Raw genomic sequence first — 16,822 nt, 5'->3', positions numbered from 1 at the left:
TTTGAGATGATGCGCTCATTTCTGATGCTGGCGCATACGCTGAACCTGACGATTGCGGTCAAGGAGCTTGGAAGCACGCGCCAGACGCTGCGCCGTCACATCATGGCGCTCGAAGAGCAGATGGGTGTAACGCTTTTCGTGGTGGAGGACAGGCGCTATCACCTGACGGAGGCCGGTCGCGCCGCGCTTCCCGAAGCGCGGGAGCTCGTTTCGCGGGGGAAATACTGGGTTCGGGGGCAGTCCTACCACACCGAAGGTCTGTCGCGACTCGCCCATCACGAGACGAACGGATGGAGTTTTTACCAGCAGCATCAGCCGATTTCGAACATCTGGGATGCCGATTCGCCGCTTTTGCGAGAGGCCACCGTGGCATGGGCCCGCAGCGGGGGCTGGCTGGAAGACAAGGGCATGGCCAAGATTCGCCCCCATGTACTTGTCTACCGCGACAGTCCCAGCGGCTGGATCTGCGTGGAATTGGGGGAGGAATCCTTTTACTCACGCTGGTGGGGCTGGCGTGATGCGCGCAGCGCCATCGGGCGCCCATTAGGGGAGTTCCCGGGGGGCGAGGATTTTGCCCAGATGCTGGAACAGCCCTTTCGTGAAATTCAGGCCTCCCGCGGGGTGCGGCTGGATGAGGTCGTGACGCGTCTGCCGCGTGAAAAGGGGGGGAAACCTGTTCCCGTCGCCTATCAGCGGCTTTTGCTGGGCGGGCGCTTTCCCGACGGCAGTTTCGCGCTGATCGCGGTGGTGGACCGGTCCGAAAAGATCGGGATTGCCGGTCTCGACCAGTCCGTGTTGGAGGCGATGCCGCTGGATGCGACCACTTCCTTTGAAGCGTCAGCCTGCAATATTTGAGCGTTATGCCGCATAATGGGATAATGTCGGGCCGTAGTCTGCCCGATAGGAGCCCTTATGACGCTGCACAATTTTCAAAACGATGAAAGATTCCTAGCTAGTAGCACCGAAATCCTGAACCGACTCGGCATCACAATCACGACAGGTACAGATTTCGATGAATACCGTGACTTGCTTGCCATGGCGCGTCCTGATCAGGTGATCGGTGCTCCGTTCGACCCCGACAGGCACGATCTGGGATCGGAAAACGCCTTTTGGCTATTGGGTCACGATGGCGAAGGCAAGCTGATGCACACGCAGGCCATGCGGGTTCTGGATACAGGGGCGCGCAGCCTTGGCGATTACATGCGCCACGGCTTTCGCGACTTTCCCCCCGCCGTGGACGGTCTGGACCTTGAGCGGTCACGGTATCGGGCAGGGCCGGGGGCGCAACGGATGAGGGGCTGTATCGCCTATCATGGCGAGTTCTGGATCGGCGGTTCGCCCGGCCAGTTCCGTGGCAGCGGGCTGTCCAGCATACTGGGGCGCTATGCCTTTCTGGAGGCGATGCACCGTTGGGATCCGGATTACGTCTTCGGTTTCATGCAACGGTCCGTGGCGTTCAAGGGCTTTGCCGAACGCCATGGGTACATGCATTCCGAACCGGGCGCGCTGCGATGGTTCCTTCAGGGTAAGGAAACGCCGATCGAAGGTTTCATGGTCTACATGCACCGTGAGGATCTGCACTACATCCTCGATATGCCTTTGGCCGAACTGGTGCCGATGGCGGCCTGAGCGCGCCGCAGGGGCAGGGGACCGCGCCGCACGCGGCCCCAGCCGAATAACGAAGCTAGATCAGCCGATGGCGGCGGCGCGCACGTCATCGTCGATATGCGGCAGGTATTGCTCGAAGTTGTTCGAGAACATGGCGATCAGTTTCGCCGCCTGCCGGTCATAGGCCTCCGGATTATCCCAGGTGCGGCGCGGATCCAGCAGGATATCGGCAACGCCGTTGACCGAAACCGGAACTTCGAAACCGAAGTTCTTGTCCTTGCGGTATTCCGCATCGGCCAGCGAACCGTCCAGGGCGGCGGTCAGCAGCGCCCGCGTCGCCTTGATCGGCATGCGGGAACCTGTGCCATAGGCGCCGCCGGTCCAGCCGGTATTGACGAGCCAGCAGGTTGCACCGTGCTGGGCGATCTTATCCCGCAGCAGCCTGCCGTAGACTTCGGGCCGGCGCGGCATGAAAGGCGCCCCGAAACAGGTGGAAAACGTGGGCTCCGGCTCGGTCACACCGCGTTCGGTCCCCGCCACCTTGGAGGTGAAACCGGAGAGGAAGTGGTACATCGCCTGCGCGGGGGTGAGCCGCGCGATGGGGGGCAGGACGCCGAAAGCGTCACAGGTCAGCATGATGATGTTCTTCGGGTGCCCGCCCGTGGCCTTCGTGGAAGCGTTGGAAATATAGTGCAGCGGATAGGCGCAGCGCATGTTGGCCGTCAGGCTGTCGTCCTCGAAGTCGAGCTCCTTGGTTTCCTCATCGAACACCATGTTCTCGATCACCGTGCCGAACTTCTCGGTTGTGGCGTAGATCTCGGGCTCCGCTTCGGGGCTGAGGTTGATCGTCTTGGCGTAGCAGCCACCTTCGAAGTTGAAGGTGCCGTGATCGGACCAGCCGTGTTCGTCGTCTCCGATCAGGGTCCGTTCGGGGTCGGCGGAGAGGGTGGTCTTGCCCGTGCCCGACAGGCCGAAGAAAACGGCGGTATCCACCGGGTTGCCGTTCGCATGGTTTGCGGAACAATGCATGGGCATGACGCCCTTTTCCGGCAGCAGGTAGTTCAGCAGCGTGAACACCGATTTCTTGTTCTCGCCCGCGTATTCGGTGCCACCGATGAGGATCATCTTGCGATCGAAGTTCATGGCGATCACGGTTTCGGACCGGCAATCATGCTTTTTGGGGTCGGCGCGGAAGGACGGGCAGTTGATGACCGTGAAGTCGGCCGTGAAACTGTCGAGATCGGCACGGTCGGGCCGGCGCAGCATGTGCCGAATGAAAAGACCGTGCCATGCCAGTTCGGTGACCATGCGCACATTGATAGCGTGGCGCGGATCCGCGCCGCCCACCAGATCCTGGACGAAGTAGTCCTTGCCCTTCATGTGCTCCAGCATGTCCTTGTGAAGGGCATCGAAACCTTCGGGCGTCATGGCGGCGTTGTTGTCCCACCAGATGGAATCGGCCACGCTGTCGGTCTTGACCACATGCTTGTCCTTGGGCGACCGGCCGGTGAACTTGCCCGTGGTCACGAGGAAAGCGCCCCCGCGGCCAAGTGTGCCTTCGCCCCGGGAAAGGGCGGTTTCGACCAGCGCAGGCTCCATCAGGTTGTAATAGACATTGCCCAGCCCTGTGATGCCCTGATCCTCTAGGCGGAACTGCGGGTTGACCCGTCCTGATGTCATGTATGTGTCTCCTGTGGCGCGCCATGGGCGGCGAACGATTGGCTTTGCGGGCCGGGACAGCCCCTGCCCCGGCGGGGCTCGCCTGCCTCTTAGCACGTCGATTCCAAAGATGAACAGGCGGGTTCGGGGTAGTTAGCGCCACCATGGCGAAGTTTGGCGCCCGGTCCTTACATGGTTTGCGACGCAAGCGAGGATCGGGGGCACGTCACGCGTGAAAGTGCGGCAATTTAGCCATCCCTAACCAAATTGTGGCGGAAATGGAACGCGTGGGCAGGCCGATTCGCACTTAGCCATTGATTCGACTGGCGACATTGGGGATCAATGACCCAAAAATAATACGTGTATTGAGCAGCACAAGGAAACAGGCGATGTCCAAGATAGCATTGGTCGACGACGACAGGAATATCCTGACGTCCGTCTCGATGACGCTGGAGGCCGAAGGCTTCGAGGTGGAGACTTATAACGACGGTCAGGCGGCGCTGGATGCGTTCAACAAGAAACTACCTGACATGGCGGTGCTGGACATCAAGATGCCCCGCATGGACGGGATGGACCTGTTGCAGCGGCTCCGCCAGAAGACGGCGATGCCCGTCATCTTCCTCACCTCCAAGGATGACGAGATCGACGAGGTGCTCGGCCTTCGGATGGGTGCCGACGATTACGTCAAGAAGCCCTTCAGCCAGCGCCTCCTGGTGGAACGCATCCGGGCGCTGCTGCGCCGTCAGGACGCGGTGGACACCGACATGGTCGGCGACACCGAGGAAACCAAGGTGATGGAACGGGGCGACCTGCGGATGGATCCGCTGCGCCATTCGGTCAGCTGGAAAGGCAAGGATGTCTCGCTCACCGTGACGGAATTCCTGCTGCTTCAGGCGCTCGCCCAACGGCCCGGTTTCGTGAAGTCGCGCGACCAGTTGATGGACGTGGCCTACGACGATCAGGTTTATGTGGACGACCGCACGATCGACAGCCACATCAAGCGCCTTCGCAAGAAGATGCGGACCGCTGACAATGACTTCTCCGCGATTGAGACCCTCTACGGTATCGGTTACAGATACAACGAAGAGTGACCTGATGGCGGTGGTCGAAAGGAATTTCGTGCGGGATCTGTCTCCTCCGACACGGGACGGCGATGTTGTCCTCGGCGACGATTGGGTCGCGCCGGATAGTGAAGCCTCCGGCGAACTGATCGCGCGGCGACAGCGGCGCGGGCTGTTTTCCCTGCGCGCCTCGCCCCTGACGCGCAAGATCATCACTTTCAACCTCATCGCCCTCAACGTGCTCGTCGCGGGCATTCTCTATCTGAACTCCTCGCGGGACAGTCTTGCATTGCAACGCGCCGCTTCGCTGGTCGCCGAAGCGGAGCTGATCGCCGACGTGATCGAGGCGCAGTTGCCCGCCGGTGCGCCTGTCAGCCTTGCGACCGGCGATGGCGTGGACGTGTCCACGACACTGGGGCAACTCGATCTGCGCAACGGGATCGAGGTATATGTTTATGATCCGTCCGAAACGCTTATCGCGCGTACGGAAGGGGGCAAGGAATTTCCGGAGCGTGTCTCGGGCCCCGAGAATGCAGATCGAACCATCCTGACCGACGGTCTCAACTGGTTGTGGCAAAAGGTTTCCTCGCCCTTTCAAGGGCCCGGGCAACCGATCCTGCCGGTTGAAGAGCAATTGCGGAGCCTCGTGGCAAACAGCCTGACGAACGGCACCCAGATCGAAGACGGGATCGATGCAACGGGCGGCACGCTCTTTACCGTCGTGACCCCGATCGAACAGGCCGGTCGCGCGGTCGGGGCCGTTGCGGTGGCGAGTGCCACGGGAGAGATCGACAGCCTTGTCAGGAGCGAGCGGGAGCGCGTGCTTCAGATGTTCGTGATCGCGACATTGGTGAGCATCGGCCTCAGCCTCGTGCTGGCCTCCACCATTGCCAATCCGCTTGCCGATCTGGCCGCCGCCGCCGAGTTGAGCCGCGACCGGGACGCACGGAAGATGAACCCTGGGCGCATCCGTATCCCCGACCTGACCGCCCGCCCTGACGAAATCGGGCGGCTGTCCGGCGCGCTGCGGGGCATGGTGTCCGCGCTTTACAACCGTATCGACGGAAACGAACAATTCGCGGCCGACGTTGCCCATGAAATCAAGAACCCGCTCGCATCTCTGCGTTCCGCCGTGGGCACGCTGCGGGTGATCAAGCGCGACGACCAGCGCCAGAAGCTGCTGGACGTGATCGACCATGACGTACGGCGGCTGGACCGGCTGGTGAGCGACATTTCCAATGCCTCCCGTCTGGACAGCGAACTCGTCAAGGAAGAGGAAGAACCCTTCGATCTTCTCCAGATGCTCGGCAATCTGGGCCAGTACCTTGGCGAGGATGCCAAGAGCAAGGGCATCGATTTCATCACAGACCTGCCGGATAGCCCGGTCATCGTGCACGGGTTGGAGGCGCGGCTCGCGCAGGTCTTCGTGAACCTGATCACCAACGCCATTTCCTTCTGCGAAGACGGGGACGCCATTCGCGTCTGGGCCCGCAAGCGTGAAAACCGCGTCCTTATCGTGGTAGAGGATACCGGCCCGGGCATTCCCGATCAGGCCCTGTCCAAGATCTTCAAGCGCTTCTATTCCCAGCGCCCCGAAGAGCATTTCGGCAACAACTCCGGCCTCGGGCTCGCCATTTCCAAGCAGATCGTGGAGGCCCACGGCGGCGTCATCTGGGCGGAGAACATTCGCCCGACGGAGGCCGATATCACCTCCGATCCGCTTGGTGCGCGCTTCGTCGTGGGTCTGCCGACCTGACACATGCGCGAAAGCGTCGCATCGCCCGAGGGTTCACCGACGAGTATCACGGTCCACGGCAGCTGTGTCGCCATCGATGGCAGGGGCCTTCTGATTATCGGGCCATCGGGCAGCGGAAAGTCTTCTCTCTCATTGCGACTTCTGTCGCTCGGGGCGCAACTGGTTGCCGATGACCGCACGGTGCTGAAGCGGACCGATGGTCATCTTGCCGCAACGGCCCCCGGGGCCATTGCCGGAGTGATCGAAGCGCGCGGGGTGGGGCTGTTGGTACATCCTGCGCAATCCGGGGTGGTTTTGGCGGCGGTCGTGGACATGGGTACCGAAGAAAAAGCACGTCTGCCCGAACGTCATATTCGGACCTATCTGGGGGTGACTTTGCCCTGTCTTCACAATGCCGATAGCCCCCATTTCGCGGCGGCGCTGCTTCTTTATATGAAAGGCGGTATGAAGCGCTTCGATGACTGAACTGGCCACCTCTCCACGCCGCCTCGTCTTTGTCACGGGGCCATCCGGCGCAGGGCGTTCCTCCGCCCTGAACGTGCTGGAAGACGCCGGATTCGAAGCGATCGACAATCTGCCGCTTCGGATGCTGCCATCGCTGCTGGGCGATACCACCCATGCCGGCCCCATCGCATTGGGTATCGATGCGCGCAATCGCGATTTTTCCACCGATACCGTGCTCGACCTAATGGTGGAGATGTCGGCGCAGGACGGGATGAAGGTGGAACTGCTCTACCTCGATTGTTCGACCGATGTGCTGCTCCGGCGTTTTTCCGAAACCCGGCGGCGGCACCCGCTGGCACCCTCCGCCCGCCCGGCCGACGGTATCCGGCGTGAACAGGAATTGCTGAAACCGTTTCGCACGCGGGCCGATGTGCTGATCGACACGACGGACCTGAATGTGCATCAGCTTCGCACAGAGGTAGAGCATTGGTTCGCTCCCGGTGGCGCGCATCACCTGAGTGTTTCGGTGCAGTCGTTTTCATACAAGCGCGGCCTGCCGCGCAGCGTCGATACGGTCTTTGACTGTCGCTTTCTGCGCAATCCCTACTGGGTACCCGCCTTGCGCCCCCACAACGGGACCGAGGCGAAAGTGGCCGAACATGTGATGGCCGATCCGCTCTACGAGGCGTTCGCGCAACAAGTGCTCGATCTCAACCTGCTCCTGCTGCCTGCCTACCAGAATGAGGGAAAGTCTCATTTTGCCATCGCTTTTGGCTGTACGGGAGGACAACATCGTTCCGTCACGCTGGCCGAACACCACGCAAAGAGCCTTGCGGAGAAGGGGTGGCAAGTGTCAATTAGGCATCGCGAACTGGACCGGCAGCATCATGATGAGGCGCGGACGTGATTGGTATTGTGATCGTGGCACACGGCGGACTGGCGCAGGAATATCTTGCGGCCATCGAGCATGTCGTGGGTTCGCTGCACGGGGTCCGGGCGATTGCCATCCAGGCCGACCATGACCGCCCCGCGAAAGAGCGCGAGATCTGCGCCGCCGCTGACGAAGTCGATCAGGGGGCAGGCGTCGTCGTGGTCACTGATCTTTTCGGGGGGTCGCCTTCGAACCTCAGCATGCAGGCGTGCCGACCGGAAAACCGGCGCATCATCTACGGCGCCAATTTGCCAATGCTGATCAAACTGGCGAAATCGCGCCATCTCGACGTGCCGACCGCGGTGCGCTCTGCCCTTGAAGCGGGAAAGAAATACATCGATGCCCAGAACGTCAGTGTGGCGGAACGGGGTAAGGCAGTATGACGCAGATCAAGCTTGAAATCGTAAACGAAAAGGGGCTGCACGCGCGCGCCTCGGCCAAGCTGGTCGAGGTGGTGGAAGCCTTCGATGCGCAGGCCGAGGTCGCCAAGGATGGCATGTCTGCCTCTGGTGACAGTATCATGGGGCTTCTGATGCTGGCTGCGGCACGGGGCAGCGTGATCGAAGTGCAAACCTCCGGCCCTGACGAAGAGGCTTTGGCCGAAGCGCTCCGGGCCCTTGTTGCGGACAAGTTCGGGGAAGGGTCCTGAGCCAGCGGGGCCCCATAGCAAGCAGGGTACGCTCATGTCGATGAACGATACATCGCGACCGATCCGCCCTGACATGGCCCACGCACCGCCTGAGGATACACCCTTCAAGTACGACAGGCGCAGTCTGTCCTATGCCTCTACCTTCGACAGCCCGTGGCAATCGGCTGTGATCAAGGGGATCGAACTGATGACGGGAAAGCTTTCCGTCCTCAGGATGACCCGCCAGTTCGAGAAGCGAGGCGTGCCCGCAGGGCAGGCGTTCTGGCGGGCGGCCCTCGACATTATGGAGATTGAGCTGTTCACCCCGCAGGAACAGCTCGACCGTATTCCCCGCGAAGGGCCGACTGTCGTGGTGGCCAACCACCCGCATGGCATGGTCGATGGTATGATCTTTGCCGATCTTATCGGTCGGGTACGCCCGGATTACCGAATTCTCACCCGGTCCCTGCTGACATCGATCGACGAAGTCGCGGGCAGCTACATGATCCCGGTGCCCTTCCCGCATGAAGCCGACGCCCAGCGGAAGGGTGTGGAAATGCGCGCGAAGGCTATGAAGCATCTGGCCGATGGCGGTCTGGTTGCCCTGTTCCCCTCGGGCGTGGTGGCCGCCTCCCAAAGCTGGTTCGGCCCCGCGGTAGAGGCGGAATGGAACGTCTTTACCGCGAAGATGATCCGGCGCTCCGGTGCGACCGTAGTGCCCATAATGTTCCCCGGGCAGAACAGCCGCGCCTATCAGATTGCCAATCGCCTCAGCCCGATTCTGCGGCAAGGGCTGCTGCTGCACGAAATCGTCCATGCTTGTGGGAAGCCACAGGCGCCTGTCGTGGGCAGGCCGATCCCCCGGGCAGAGATTGACGCCCGCGCCGAAGACCCGCGCGCCTTCATGGCGTGGCTACGGGCGCATACGCTCCAACTCGAAGGTTAGGGCGCGAGACCGCCGCCCCTCAGCGCGTGGGGACCGGTTCATCGCCGCGATAGTCGTAGAACCCCCGCTCGGTCTTGCGACCAAGCCAGCCGGCTTCGACATATTTGGTGAGCAGGGGGCAGGGGCGGTATTTGGTATCCGCCAGCCCGTCATGCAACACGTTCATGATCGCAAGGCAGGTGTCCAGTCCGATGAAATCCGCCAGCTCCAGCGGCCCCATGGGGTGGTTTGCGCCCAGCTTCATGGAACTGTCGATGGACTTGACGTTGCCCACGCCTTCGTAGAGCGTATAGACCGCTTCGTTGATCATCGGCATGAGAATGCGGTTCACGATGAAGGCGGGGAAATCTTCGGCCGATGCGGCGGTCTTGTTCAGACGTTCGACCACTTCTTTGCAGGCGTTGAAGGTTTCCTCATCCGTTGCGATGCCCCGGATCAACTCTACCAGCTGCATCACGGGAACAGGGTTCATGAAGTGAAAGCCCATGAACTTTTCCGGCCTGTCGGTCCGGCTCGCCAGCCGGGTGATGGAGATGGAGGACGTGTTGGATGTCAGGATCGTCGTCGGCTTCAGATGCGGGATGAGATCCTCGAAAATGGCCTGCTTTACCGTCTCACGTTCGGTGGCTGCTTCGATGATCAGATCGCTCTTGCCCAGATCGGTCAGGGTCGGCGTCGTCTTGATCCGCGCGAAGGCCGCCTGCTGATCCTCTTCGGAGATTTTCCCGCGGCCCACCTGCCGCTTCATGTTGCCTTCGATGGTGTCCATCGCGGCTGACATGGCGTCCTCGCTGACGTCCGTCAGCAGAACGTCGTAGCCGGCCAATGCCATCACATGGGCGATCCCGTTGCCCATCTGGCCCGCGCCAACGATTCCGATTGTCTGGATTTCCATGCTCTGCCCCTTGGTCATTTGACCTAACATAGGTTGGTGTGGGGCGGGGCCGCAAGGGCAGCCGTACCCGCAGGCTTCGGTCCAATTCTCCCTTTAAGAAAATCGCAAATCCGCTGCTTCAAACCGTTCCCGGGTGAGATGAAAGGTGGGCCGGATGACCTATGAAATCATGAGGGGCGGAACGCTCGATTACGAGTTTTACAGGCATGGTCGGTCCAGGCTGCGGTTTCGCGGGCCGGCCAAGGACGGCACGGCCCCCTATGTGGCCTTTGTGGGGGGGACGGAGACTTTCGGCAAATTCATTCCCGATCCCTTCCCCCGGCTGGTCGAGGGGCTGATCCAAACCGATTGCGTGAACCTCGGCCTGTGTAACGCCGGGCTGGATGCACACCTGAGCGATCCGGATGTGGCGGAGCTGATCGCCGCGGCCCGTTTGCGGGTGTTCCAGATCATCGGGGCGCAGAACATGAGCAACCGTTTCTACACGGTGCACCGGCGGCGAAATGACCGGTTCGTTTCCGCGCGGACCCCGCTTCGCCTTCTCTACCCCGAAGTGGACTTCGCAGATTTTCATTTTACCCGGCATATGCTGATGCATCTTCATCGTACCGGGCCCAGACGCGTCGCGATGATAAGACGAGAACTGCAAGGGCTGTGGGAAGAACGGATGCGCAGCCTTCTGCGCGCGGCGGAAGGGCCATCCGTGTTGTTCTGGTTCGCACGGGGCGCGCCGCCCCAGCGCATGGACCGGCCCGGTTGTGCCATGACGGCGGACCCCATGTTCGTAACGCGTGGAATGGTCGACCGGGTAGCGCGCGATGCCACCGCCCTGACAGAGGTTGTCATATCAGGGCGCGCGGCTGCAGGCGACGTCGCGGGGATGCATTGCGATGAAATGGATTTGCCCGCCGCGGCTTCCATGCTGGGCGTTCGCGCCCACCGCGAGGCCGCCGAAGCCCTGGCGCAAACGATACGGCCCCTGATGTAGAAAGGGCCCATCGTTTCCGACAGGCCCTTCAGACGTTCGTTCAAGCGTGGATCAAAGCTTTTCGATCAGTTCCGGCACCGCCTCGAAGAGGTCGGCCACGAGGCCATAGTCCGCGACCTGGAAAATCGGCGCTTCCTCATCCTTGTTGATGGCGACGATGATCTTGCTGTCTTTCATACCGGCAAGATGCTGGATTGCGCCGGAAATGCCGAGAGCGATGTAAAGATCGGGGGCCACGACCTTTCCGGTCTGCCCGACCTGCCAGTCATTGGGGGCATAGCCGGAGTCGACAGCCGCGCGGGATGCACCGACGGCGGCCCCGAGCTTGTCGGCCAGCTTTTCGACCAGTTCGAAGTTCTCTTCGGAACCGATGCCACGACCACCGGAGACGACGACGCCTGCGGAGGTAAGCTCGGGCCGGTCGCTTTCGGCAACCTTGTCCTCGACCCAGCTGCTGAGACCGGGGTCTTCGGCAGCGGAGATCGTTTCCACCGAGGCGGAACCGCCTTCACCGGCTGCATCGAATGTCGAAGTGCGGAAGGTGATGACCTTCTTCGCGTCGCTGGATTTCACGGTCTGCACCGCGTTGCCAGCGTAGATCGGGCGTTCGAACGTATCTGCATCGACAACGCCGGAAGCGTCGGAGATAATCTGCACGTCCAGCAGCGCGGCCACGCGCGGCATGACGTTCTTGGCGTCGGTCGTGGCGGGTGCCACGATGTGATCGTAGTCACCGGCGAGCGAAACGATCAGCGCGGCGGTGGATTCCGCCAAGCGGTGACCGAGCGTTGCGTCCTCGGCGACCAGCACCTTGGAAACACCATCGATCTTTGCCGCCGCTTCGCCGGCCGCTGCCGCCGAACCGCCCGCTGCAAGTACGGTCACATCGCCCAACTGTTTGGCTGCGGTCACCGCCTTGGCGGTCGCATCCATGGACAGTTCGCCATCAGTCACTTCTGCAAGGAGTAGAACAGCCATTACACAGCCCCCGCTTCTTTGAGTTTCGCCACCAGTTCATCCACGGAACCGACCTTGATGCCCGCTGCGCGTGCTTCGGGTTCGACCGTCTTGATGATTTCGAGCCGGTTGGAGACATCGACGCCGTAGTCTTCGGGTGTCTTTTCTTCCAGCGGCTTTTTCTTCGCCTTCATGATGTTCGGCAGCGACGCATAGCGCGGCTCGTTCAGGCGCAGATCGACGGTAACGACGGTGGGCATGGAAACCTCGATCGTCTGCAGGCCGCCGTCAACTTCGCGCGTGACCTTGGCCTTGTCGCCTTCGATCTCGACGTTGGATGCAAAGGTTGCCTGGCTCCAGCCCAGAAGGGCTGCCAGCATCTGGCCGGTCGCGTTCATGTCATTGTCGATCGCTTGCTTGCCTGTGAGGACCAGCCCGGGCTGTTCCTCTTCGACGATGGCCTTGAGGATCTTGGCGACCGCCAGCGGCTCGATGTCCTTGTGCACATCGTCGGATGCCACCACGAGAATGGCCCGGTCCGCGCCCATCGCCAGTGCCGTGCGCAGGGTTTCCTGTGCCTGTTTCACACCGATTGAAACGGCGACGACTTCGTCCGCCTGACCGGCTTCCTTGAGGCGGATCGCCTGCTCGACGGAAATTTCGTCGAACGGGTTCATGGACATTTTCACATTGGCAAGATCGACACCGGATCCGTCCGCTTTGACACGCACTTTCACGTTGTAGTCGATCACGCGTTTGACAGGCACCAATACCTTCATGGGCGTTTTCTCTCCTCGATTTGCGACTCGACCCTTGGCCAAATCCTTGGAACTCTCCCCGTCGGTTTAACGAAGCGTGCCTTGTTGAAACAGGGCAAAATCGGCATCCCGGAGGGCCGCGACGCCGCGTTTCGCTGTTTTGGCCGTATTTCTCGGCAGGTGGCGGTTACCGATTGGCGCCGGGCACCCAGAGCACATCATCGGCCCCGGCGTTGTTCGCCATGCGCGCGGCGACGAAGAACCAGTCGCTCAGCCGGTTGAGATAGCGAACGGCAGCGCCGTTCACATCCTGCTTTCCGGCCAGTTCCACCGACAGGCGTTCAGCGCGCCGTGCCACGGTACGGCATACATGAAGATCGGCGGCCAGCTTTCGGCCCCCCGGCAGGATGAAGCTGCGCAGAGGTTCGAGTTCGGCATTCATAACGTCGATTTCCCGCTCCAGCCGATCGACTTGTGCATCGCTGATGCGCAGGGGCGGATATTCGGCTTCGGCATCCTTTTCGATATCGGGGCGGCACAGATCGGCGCCAAGATCGAAAAGGTCGTTCTGGATGCGCGACAGGGCCGCGTCCGTTTCATCCTTCGCGTCCAGCCGGGCGACGCCCACGAAACTGTTGAGTTCGTCGACCGTCCCATAGGCTTCGACGCGCGGATCGTGCTTTGCCACGCGGTCGCCATTGCCGAGCGCGGTATCGCCCTTGTCGCCGGTGCGGGTGTAGATCTTGTTCAGGACAACCATCAGCCGGTGCCTTTCATGAAATAGACGTAGGCAAGGATGAGCAGCACCGCGATGAACTGGGCGATGATCCGCATCCGCATCAGTTTGTTGCTGTTGCGCCGGTTGAAGGCTCCGCCGCCGGCAAAGCCGCCGAGCCCGAACATCAGGATGACGACAACCGCAATGACGGCGATTATAACGACAATGAAGAATGGATCGAATGTCATCTGGCTTCCTTTCCGTCGCCCAAGTCATGTAGCGGGGCAGGGTGGGGGCGCAAGGGCTTTCAGCGGCTCAACACCCAGTCGAGCGCCCGGGTCGGCAGGATTCTTCTAAGAAAACCCATGAGATAGGTAGGCGTCGTGACATAGTATCGCGCACGTGGACGGGGTGCTTCCAGCGCGTGTACCAGCTTCTTTACGACCGCCTCGGGGGGCAGTTCGAAAGGATCCGGCTTGTCGGTCTCTCGGTAGAGGCGCGCGATCAGTTCGCTTTCGTATCGTGCCCTGCGGGGGGAGGCGCGCCAATCAATCCATCGTTCGAAATGCGGGATGGAATTGGCCCTGATGCGCGATGTGACGGGCCCGGGTTCGATGAGGACGACATGGATGCCGGTATCGCGCATTTCGATCCGCAGCGTGTCGGTAAGCCCTTCGAGCGCGAATTTCGTCGCGTTGTAGGCGCCCCGCCAAGGCATCGTCACCAAGCCAAGAACCGAGGAGCACTGAACGATTCGCCCGTGGCCCTGCGCCCGCATCACGGGAAGGACGCGGCGGGTCAGGCTGTGCCAGCCGAACAGGTTGGTTTCAAATATCGCGCGCAGCCCCTCCGTGGGGAGGTCTTCGACTGCGCCCGGTGTCGCATGTGCGCCGTTGTTGAACAGCGCATCGAGGGTGCCGCCGGTATGTTCCAGCACTTGGGTGACCGCCGCTTCGATGGTTTCGGTGTCGCTGTAATCGAGGCGGGGGCTGATGAAGCCTTCGGCTCGTAGTTTCGCGCAGTCTTCCTCCTTTCGGCAGGCGGCGAAGACGGTCCACCCCCGCGCACGCAGGCCATGTGCTGCCGCATAACCGATGCCGGAGGAGCAGCCGGTGATGAGGATGGATCGTGCAGACATAAAAAGGCCCCCGTAAAACGGAGGCCATCTTCACGGCAAAGAGTATGAATGCAACCGAAAGGTGTCAGCCGTTGACGAGTAGGAAATCAGCGATCCAGCCTTCGGGTCCGCCATCGACAGAGCGCATGCGGACCCAGCCGTCGCCATTGTCGTCAAGCACTTCGACCGCGTCACCTTCGATCACCTGGGATACGACATCGAAGTTCGTACCCGGACCGCCGCGCACATTCACACGGGTCCCCGATACGATGCGCACGTCCCCTGCGGCCTGGGTCTGAAGCGAGGCATTGGTGGCCTGTACCGGCTCATCCGTGGCGATCAGGCTCTGCATTACGATTTCGGTTTCTTGAGCCTCGGCAGGCTGGGGTTGGTTGAAGCTTGCTTTCTGCGGCTCAAAGGCCGGGGCAGGGCGTGTGTCTTTCGCTTGGGAAATCTGCGTCAGATCCACGTCAGACCGCATGACGGCATTGTCGATGCGCAGTTTGCTGTCGTCCTTGACGACGGCGGCGGTCACCTTCGGTGTCACGCTCTGAATGCTGATGCCGCTTTCAGGCACCGAAAGGTCCTTTTGCGTGACGGGGCTCGCTTCGGCCAGACGGACGCTGGCAGGTTCGAAATCGGCGCCGCCGCTCATCTCGTAGAAGGCCCAACCCATGAAGCCGAAGGTCACTAGAATAAATTTGCCCATTGTACTGTCCTCAACCCGTGCGATTTGAGGCTTAACGCCGGAAACCCCCACTCGGTTCAATATCAGATTATGTGATTCTCTTTTAGGTGCTAAAAGTGAACGGCCTATCAATTCGGCATAGCCGCCTATGCGTCGGAGTTCGCATGCTCCGCGCTATTCCCCGGCTTGCCGGTTTCTGCCCTTTTGGCTAAGCAACCGCATGACCGATGTGACCTCCCCTCCGGAACCTGACCGCAACAGCCTCTCGGAACCCCTGCGCCGTGCCTTGGGCGACAGGTATCTGACCTATGCGCTCAGCACGATCATGCACCGTGCCCTGCCGGATGCCCGGGACGGTCTGAAGCCGGTGCACCGGCGGATCCTCTACGCGATGCGGGAACTGCGCCTTGCCTCGAACGGGGGCTTTCGCAAGTCGGCGAAGATCTCGGGCGACGTGATGGGCAACTATCACCCCCACGGGGATGCAGCGATCTACGATGCCATGGCGCGCCTGGCGCAGGATTTCAACGTGCGCTATCCGCTGGTCGACGGGCAGGGCAACTTCGGCAATATCGACGGCGATAACCCCGCCGCGAGCCGCTATACCGAAGCCCGGATGACCGCCGTGGCCGAGGCCATGCTCGAAGGGCTGAACGAAAACGCGGTCAACTTTCGCGAAAATTACGATGGCACCCTCACGGAGCCGGAGGTGCTGCCCGCGCAATTCCCGAACCTGCTGGCGAACGGGGCCAGCGGGATCGCCGTCGGCATGGCGACCAACATACCGCCGCATAACATCGCCGAGCTTTGCGATGCCTGTCTTCACCTGATCAAGACGCCGGATGCGCGGGACGATACGCTGCTCAACTACGTGCCGGGCCCCGATTTTCCCACGGGGGGCGTTCTGGTGGAACCACGCGACAGTATCGCGACCGCCTACCGGACCGGCAAAGGCGGGTTCCGCCTGCGCTGCCGGTGGGAGGTGGAAGACCTCGGTCGTGGGCTGTGGCAGATCGTGATCACGGAAATCCCCTATCAGGTTCAGAAATCGCGCCTGATCGAAAAGATCGCCGAACTGATCCAGACCAAGAAGATCCCCATTCTGGGCGATGTGCGAGATGAATCCGCCGATGATGTGCGCATGATCATCGAACCGCGGTCCAAGAACGTCGATCCCGAACTTCTCATGGGGATGCTGTTCCGCAACTCCGATCTGGAGGTGCGTTTCTCGCTCAACATGAACGTGCTGATCGACGGCGTCACGCCCAAGGTCTGTTCGATGAAAGAGGTCCTGCGCGCCTTTCTCGACCATCGGCGCGAAGTGTTGCAGCGGCGGTCCCGGCATCGGCTGGAAAAGATCGATCACCGGCTGGAGGTTCTCGAAGGGTTTATCATCGCCTTTCTGAACCTTGACCGTTTGATCGACATCATCCGCTACGACGACGACCCCAAGGCCGCCCTGATGCGCGAGGACTGGGGCAGGGATCATGTCCGGGCGCGGGATGAGGATGATTACGTCACGCCGCCCCCGGGGGAGGGTGAGCTGAGCGAGGTTCAGGCGGATGCGATTCTGAACATGCGCCTGCGCTCCCTGCGTCGGTTGGAGGAACTGGAACTGCTGCGCGAGCAGGCCGCTCTGATGGAGGAGCGCGCCGGGCTAGAGGACCT

At 61.4% G+C, this 16,822-nt stretch carries 19 protein-coding genes; 11 read left to right on the top strand and 8 right to left on the bottom strand.

The window, feature by feature from the left end:
• Nucleotides 1–9: 9 nt before the first annotated feature.
• Nucleotides 10–855 (top strand): LysR family transcriptional regulator, encoded by an 846-nt coding sequence (locus tag A3728_RS14135; protein ID WP_236630512.1) that lies wholly within the window; start codon nt 10–12, stop codon nt 853–855.
• Nucleotides 856–912: 57 nt separating this feature from the next.
• Nucleotides 913–1,629 carry a hypothetical protein gene (locus tag A3728_RS14130; RefSeq protein WP_067924937.1) on the top strand — a complete coding sequence of 239 codons (717 nt, stop codon included), beginning with the start codon at nt 913–915 and terminating at the stop codon, nt 1,627–1,629.
• Between the two features lie 60 nt (nt 1,630–1,689).
• On the opposite strand, the gene A3728_RS14125 is transcribed toward A3728_RS14130, so the two are convergent.
• Complete coding sequence (locus A3728_RS14125) at nt 1,690–3,288, bottom strand: phosphoenolpyruvate carboxykinase (protein WP_067924934.1); 1,599 nt, start codon at nt 3,286–3,288, stop codon at nt 1,690–1,692.
• Between the two features lie 368 nt (nt 3,289–3,656).
• Between A3728_RS14125 and A3728_RS14120 the strand changes: the two genes are divergently transcribed.
• The 7 genes from A3728_RS14120 to A3728_RS14090 all read left to right on the top strand — a co-directional run bounded on the left by A3728_RS14120 (nt 3,657) and on the right by A3728_RS14090 (nt 9,033).
• Entirely contained in the window at nt 3,657–4,358 is a 702-nt protein-coding gene (locus A3728_RS14120; protein WP_067924931.1) for a response regulator transcription factor, read from the top strand.
• 4 nt (nt 4,359–4,362) lie between these two features.
• A complete protein-coding gene (locus tag A3728_RS14115) occupies nt 4,363–6,084 on the top strand; it encodes a sensor histidine kinase (protein WP_201722157.1) in 1,722 nt (573 codons plus the stop codon).
• Nucleotides 6,085–6,087: 3 nt separating this feature from the next.
• A complete protein-coding gene (locus A3728_RS14110; protein WP_067924927.1) occupies nt 6,088–6,549 on the top strand; it encodes an HPr kinase/phosphorylase in 462 nt (153 codons plus the stop codon).
• A complete protein-coding gene (gene rapZ / locus A3728_RS14105; protein ID WP_067924924.1) occupies nt 6,542–7,435 on the top strand; it encodes an RNase adapter RapZ in 894 nt (297 codons plus the stop codon). The genes A3728_RS14110 and rapZ overlap by 8 nt, the downstream gene beginning before the upstream one ends.
• Entirely contained in the window at nt 7,432–7,842 is a 411-nt protein-coding gene (locus A3728_RS14100) for a PTS sugar transporter subunit IIA (protein ID WP_067924921.1), read from the top strand. Before rapZ ends, A3728_RS14100 begins: the two co-directional genes overlap by 4 nt.
• Nucleotides 7,839–8,108: an HPr family phosphocarrier protein gene (locus tag A3728_RS14095; RefSeq protein WP_067924918.1), complete on the top strand. Its 270-nt coding sequence runs from the start codon at nt 7,839–7,841 to the stop codon at nt 8,106–8,108. Before A3728_RS14100 ends, A3728_RS14095 begins: the two co-directional genes overlap by 4 nt.
• Nucleotides 8,109–8,181: 73 nt before the next feature.
• Nucleotides 8,182–9,033: a lysophospholipid acyltransferase family protein gene (locus tag A3728_RS14090; RefSeq protein WP_150120816.1), complete on the top strand. Its 852-nt coding sequence runs from the start codon at nt 8,182–8,184 to the stop codon at nt 9,031–9,033.
• A gap of 19 nt (nt 9,034–9,052) precedes the next feature.
• On the opposite strand, the gene A3728_RS14085 is transcribed toward A3728_RS14090, so the two are convergent.
• Nucleotides 9,053–9,928, bottom strand: coding sequence for a 3-hydroxybutyryl-CoA dehydrogenase (locus A3728_RS14085; protein ID WP_067924915.1), 876 nt, complete (start codon nt 9,926–9,928; stop codon nt 9,053–9,055).
• Nucleotides 9,929–10,082: 154 nt separating this feature from the next.
• Between A3728_RS14085 and A3728_RS14080 the strand changes: the two genes are divergently transcribed.
• The gene (locus A3728_RS14080) at nt 10,083–10,916 is read left to right on the top strand and encodes a DUF6473 family protein (protein ID WP_067924912.1); all 834 of its coding nucleotides are present in this window, start codon (nt 10,083–10,085) and stop codon (nt 10,914–10,916) included.
• 51 nt (nt 10,917–10,967) lie between these two features.
• Here the strand turns inward: A3728_RS14080 and A3728_RS14075 are convergent, their stop codons facing one another.
• From A3728_RS14075 to A3728_RS14050, 6 genes are all read right to left on the bottom strand, one after another.
• Nucleotides 10,968–11,894 carry an electron transfer flavoprotein subunit alpha/FixB family protein gene (locus tag A3728_RS14075; protein ID WP_067924910.1) on the bottom strand — a complete coding sequence of 309 codons (927 nt, stop codon included), beginning with the start codon at nt 11,892–11,894 and terminating at the stop codon, nt 10,968–10,970.
• Nucleotides 11,894–12,652 carry an electron transfer flavoprotein subunit beta/FixA family protein gene (locus A3728_RS14070; protein ID WP_067924908.1) on the bottom strand — a complete coding sequence of 253 codons (759 nt, stop codon included), beginning with the start codon at nt 12,650–12,652 and terminating at the stop codon, nt 11,894–11,896. The genes A3728_RS14075 and A3728_RS14070 overlap by 1 nt, the downstream gene beginning before the upstream one ends.
• A 166-nt stretch (nt 12,653–12,818) precedes the next feature.
• Nucleotides 12,819–13,391, bottom strand: a complete 573-nt coding sequence (locus A3728_RS14065; RefSeq protein ID WP_067924905.1) for a cob(I)yrinic acid a,c-diamide adenosyltransferase — start codon at nt 13,389–13,391, stop codon at nt 12,819–12,821.
• The gene (locus A3728_RS14060) at nt 13,391–13,597 is read right to left on the bottom strand and encodes a twin transmembrane helix small protein (protein ID WP_067924902.1); all 207 of its coding nucleotides are present in this window, start codon (nt 13,595–13,597) and stop codon (nt 13,391–13,393) included. The genes A3728_RS14065 and A3728_RS14060 overlap by 1 nt, the downstream gene beginning before the upstream one ends.
• 59 nt (nt 13,598–13,656) lie before the next feature.
• The gene (locus tag A3728_RS14055) at nt 13,657–14,487 is read right to left on the bottom strand and encodes an SDR family oxidoreductase (protein WP_067924897.1); all 831 of its coding nucleotides are present in this window, start codon (nt 14,485–14,487) and stop codon (nt 13,657–13,659) included.
• Between the two features lie 64 nt (nt 14,488–14,551).
• Nucleotides 14,552–15,175, bottom strand: a complete 624-nt coding sequence (locus A3728_RS14050) for an SH3 domain-containing protein (RefSeq protein WP_067924894.1) — start codon at nt 15,173–15,175, stop codon at nt 14,552–14,554.
• Between the two features lie 199 nt (nt 15,176–15,374).
• Here A3728_RS14050 and A3728_RS14045 point away from each other — a divergent pair.
• The coding region (locus tag A3728_RS14045; protein ID WP_150120815.1) for a DNA topoisomerase (ATP-hydrolyzing) at nt 15,375–16,822 on the top strand (1,448 nt) is incomplete at its 3' end.

The sequence above is a fragment of the Sulfitobacter sp. HI0040 genome, from assembly GCF_001634885.1.
GTDB lineage: Bacteria > Pseudomonadota > Alphaproteobacteria > Rhodobacterales > Rhodobacteraceae > Sulfitobacter.
Note: the sequence above shows the minus strand (reverse complement) of the source record. Positions and strands in the feature narration are given on the sequence as shown.

Bases quoted from the DNA above. Each gene is read 5' to 3' on its own strand.
- A3728_RS14135 (WP_236630512.1), top strand. From the start codon at position 10: ATGCGCTCATTTCTGATGCTGGCGCATACGCTGAACCTGACGATTGCG.
- A3728_RS14090 (WP_150120816.1), top strand. From the start codon at position 8,182: ATGGCCCACGCACCGCCTGAGGATACACCCTTCAAGTACGACAGGCGC.
- A3728_RS14115 (WP_201722157.1), top strand. From the start codon at position 4,363: ATGGCGGTGGTCGAAAGGAATTTCGTGCGGGATCTGTCTCCTCCGACA.
- rapZ (WP_067924924.1), top strand. From the start codon at position 6,542: ATGACTGAACTGGCCACCTCTCCACGCCGCCTCGTCTTTGTCACGGGG.
- A3728_RS14070 (WP_067924908.1), bottom strand. From the start codon at position 12,652: ATGAAGGTATTGGTGCCTGTCAAACGCGTGATCGACTACAACGTGAAA.
- A3728_RS14120 (WP_067924931.1), top strand. From the start codon at position 3,657: ATGTCCAAGATAGCATTGGTCGACGACGACAGGAATATCCTGACGTCC.
- A3728_RS14060 (WP_067924902.1), bottom strand. From the start codon at position 13,597: ATGACATTCGATCCATTCTTCATTGTCGTTATAATCGCCGTCATTGCG.
- A3728_RS14050 (WP_067924894.1), bottom strand. From the start codon at position 15,175: ATGGGCAAATTTATTCTAGTGACCTTCGGCTTCATGGGTTGGGCCTTC.
- A3728_RS14085 (WP_067924915.1), bottom strand. From the start codon at position 9,928: ATGGAAATCCAGACAATCGGAATCGTTGGCGCGGGCCAGATGGGCAAC.
- A3728_RS14125 (WP_067924934.1), bottom strand. From the start codon at position 3,288: ATGACATCAGGACGGGTCAACCCGCAGTTCCGCCTAGAGGATCAGGGC.
- A3728_RS14110 (WP_067924927.1), top strand. From the start codon at position 6,088: ATGCGCGAAAGCGTCGCATCGCCCGAGGGTTCACCGACGAGTATCACG.
- A3728_RS14080 (WP_067924912.1), top strand. From the start codon at position 10,083: ATGACCTATGAAATCATGAGGGGCGGAACGCTCGATTACGAGTTTTAC.
- A3728_RS14075 (WP_067924910.1), bottom strand. From the start codon at position 11,894: ATGGCTGTTCTACTCCTTGCAGAAGTGACTGATGGCGAACTGTCCATG.
- A3728_RS14055 (WP_067924897.1), bottom strand. From the start codon at position 14,487: ATGTCTGCACGATCCATCCTCATCACCGGCTGCTCCTCCGGCATCGGT.
- A3728_RS14130 (WP_067924937.1), top strand. From the start codon at position 913: ATGACGCTGCACAATTTTCAAAACGATGAAAGATTCCTAGCTAGTAGC.
- A3728_RS14065 (WP_067924905.1), bottom strand. From the start codon at position 13,391: ATGGTTGTCCTGAACAAGATCTACACCCGCACCGGCGACAAGGGCGAT.
- A3728_RS14095 (WP_067924918.1), top strand. From the start codon at position 7,839: ATGACGCAGATCAAGCTTGAAATCGTAAACGAAAAGGGGCTGCACGCG.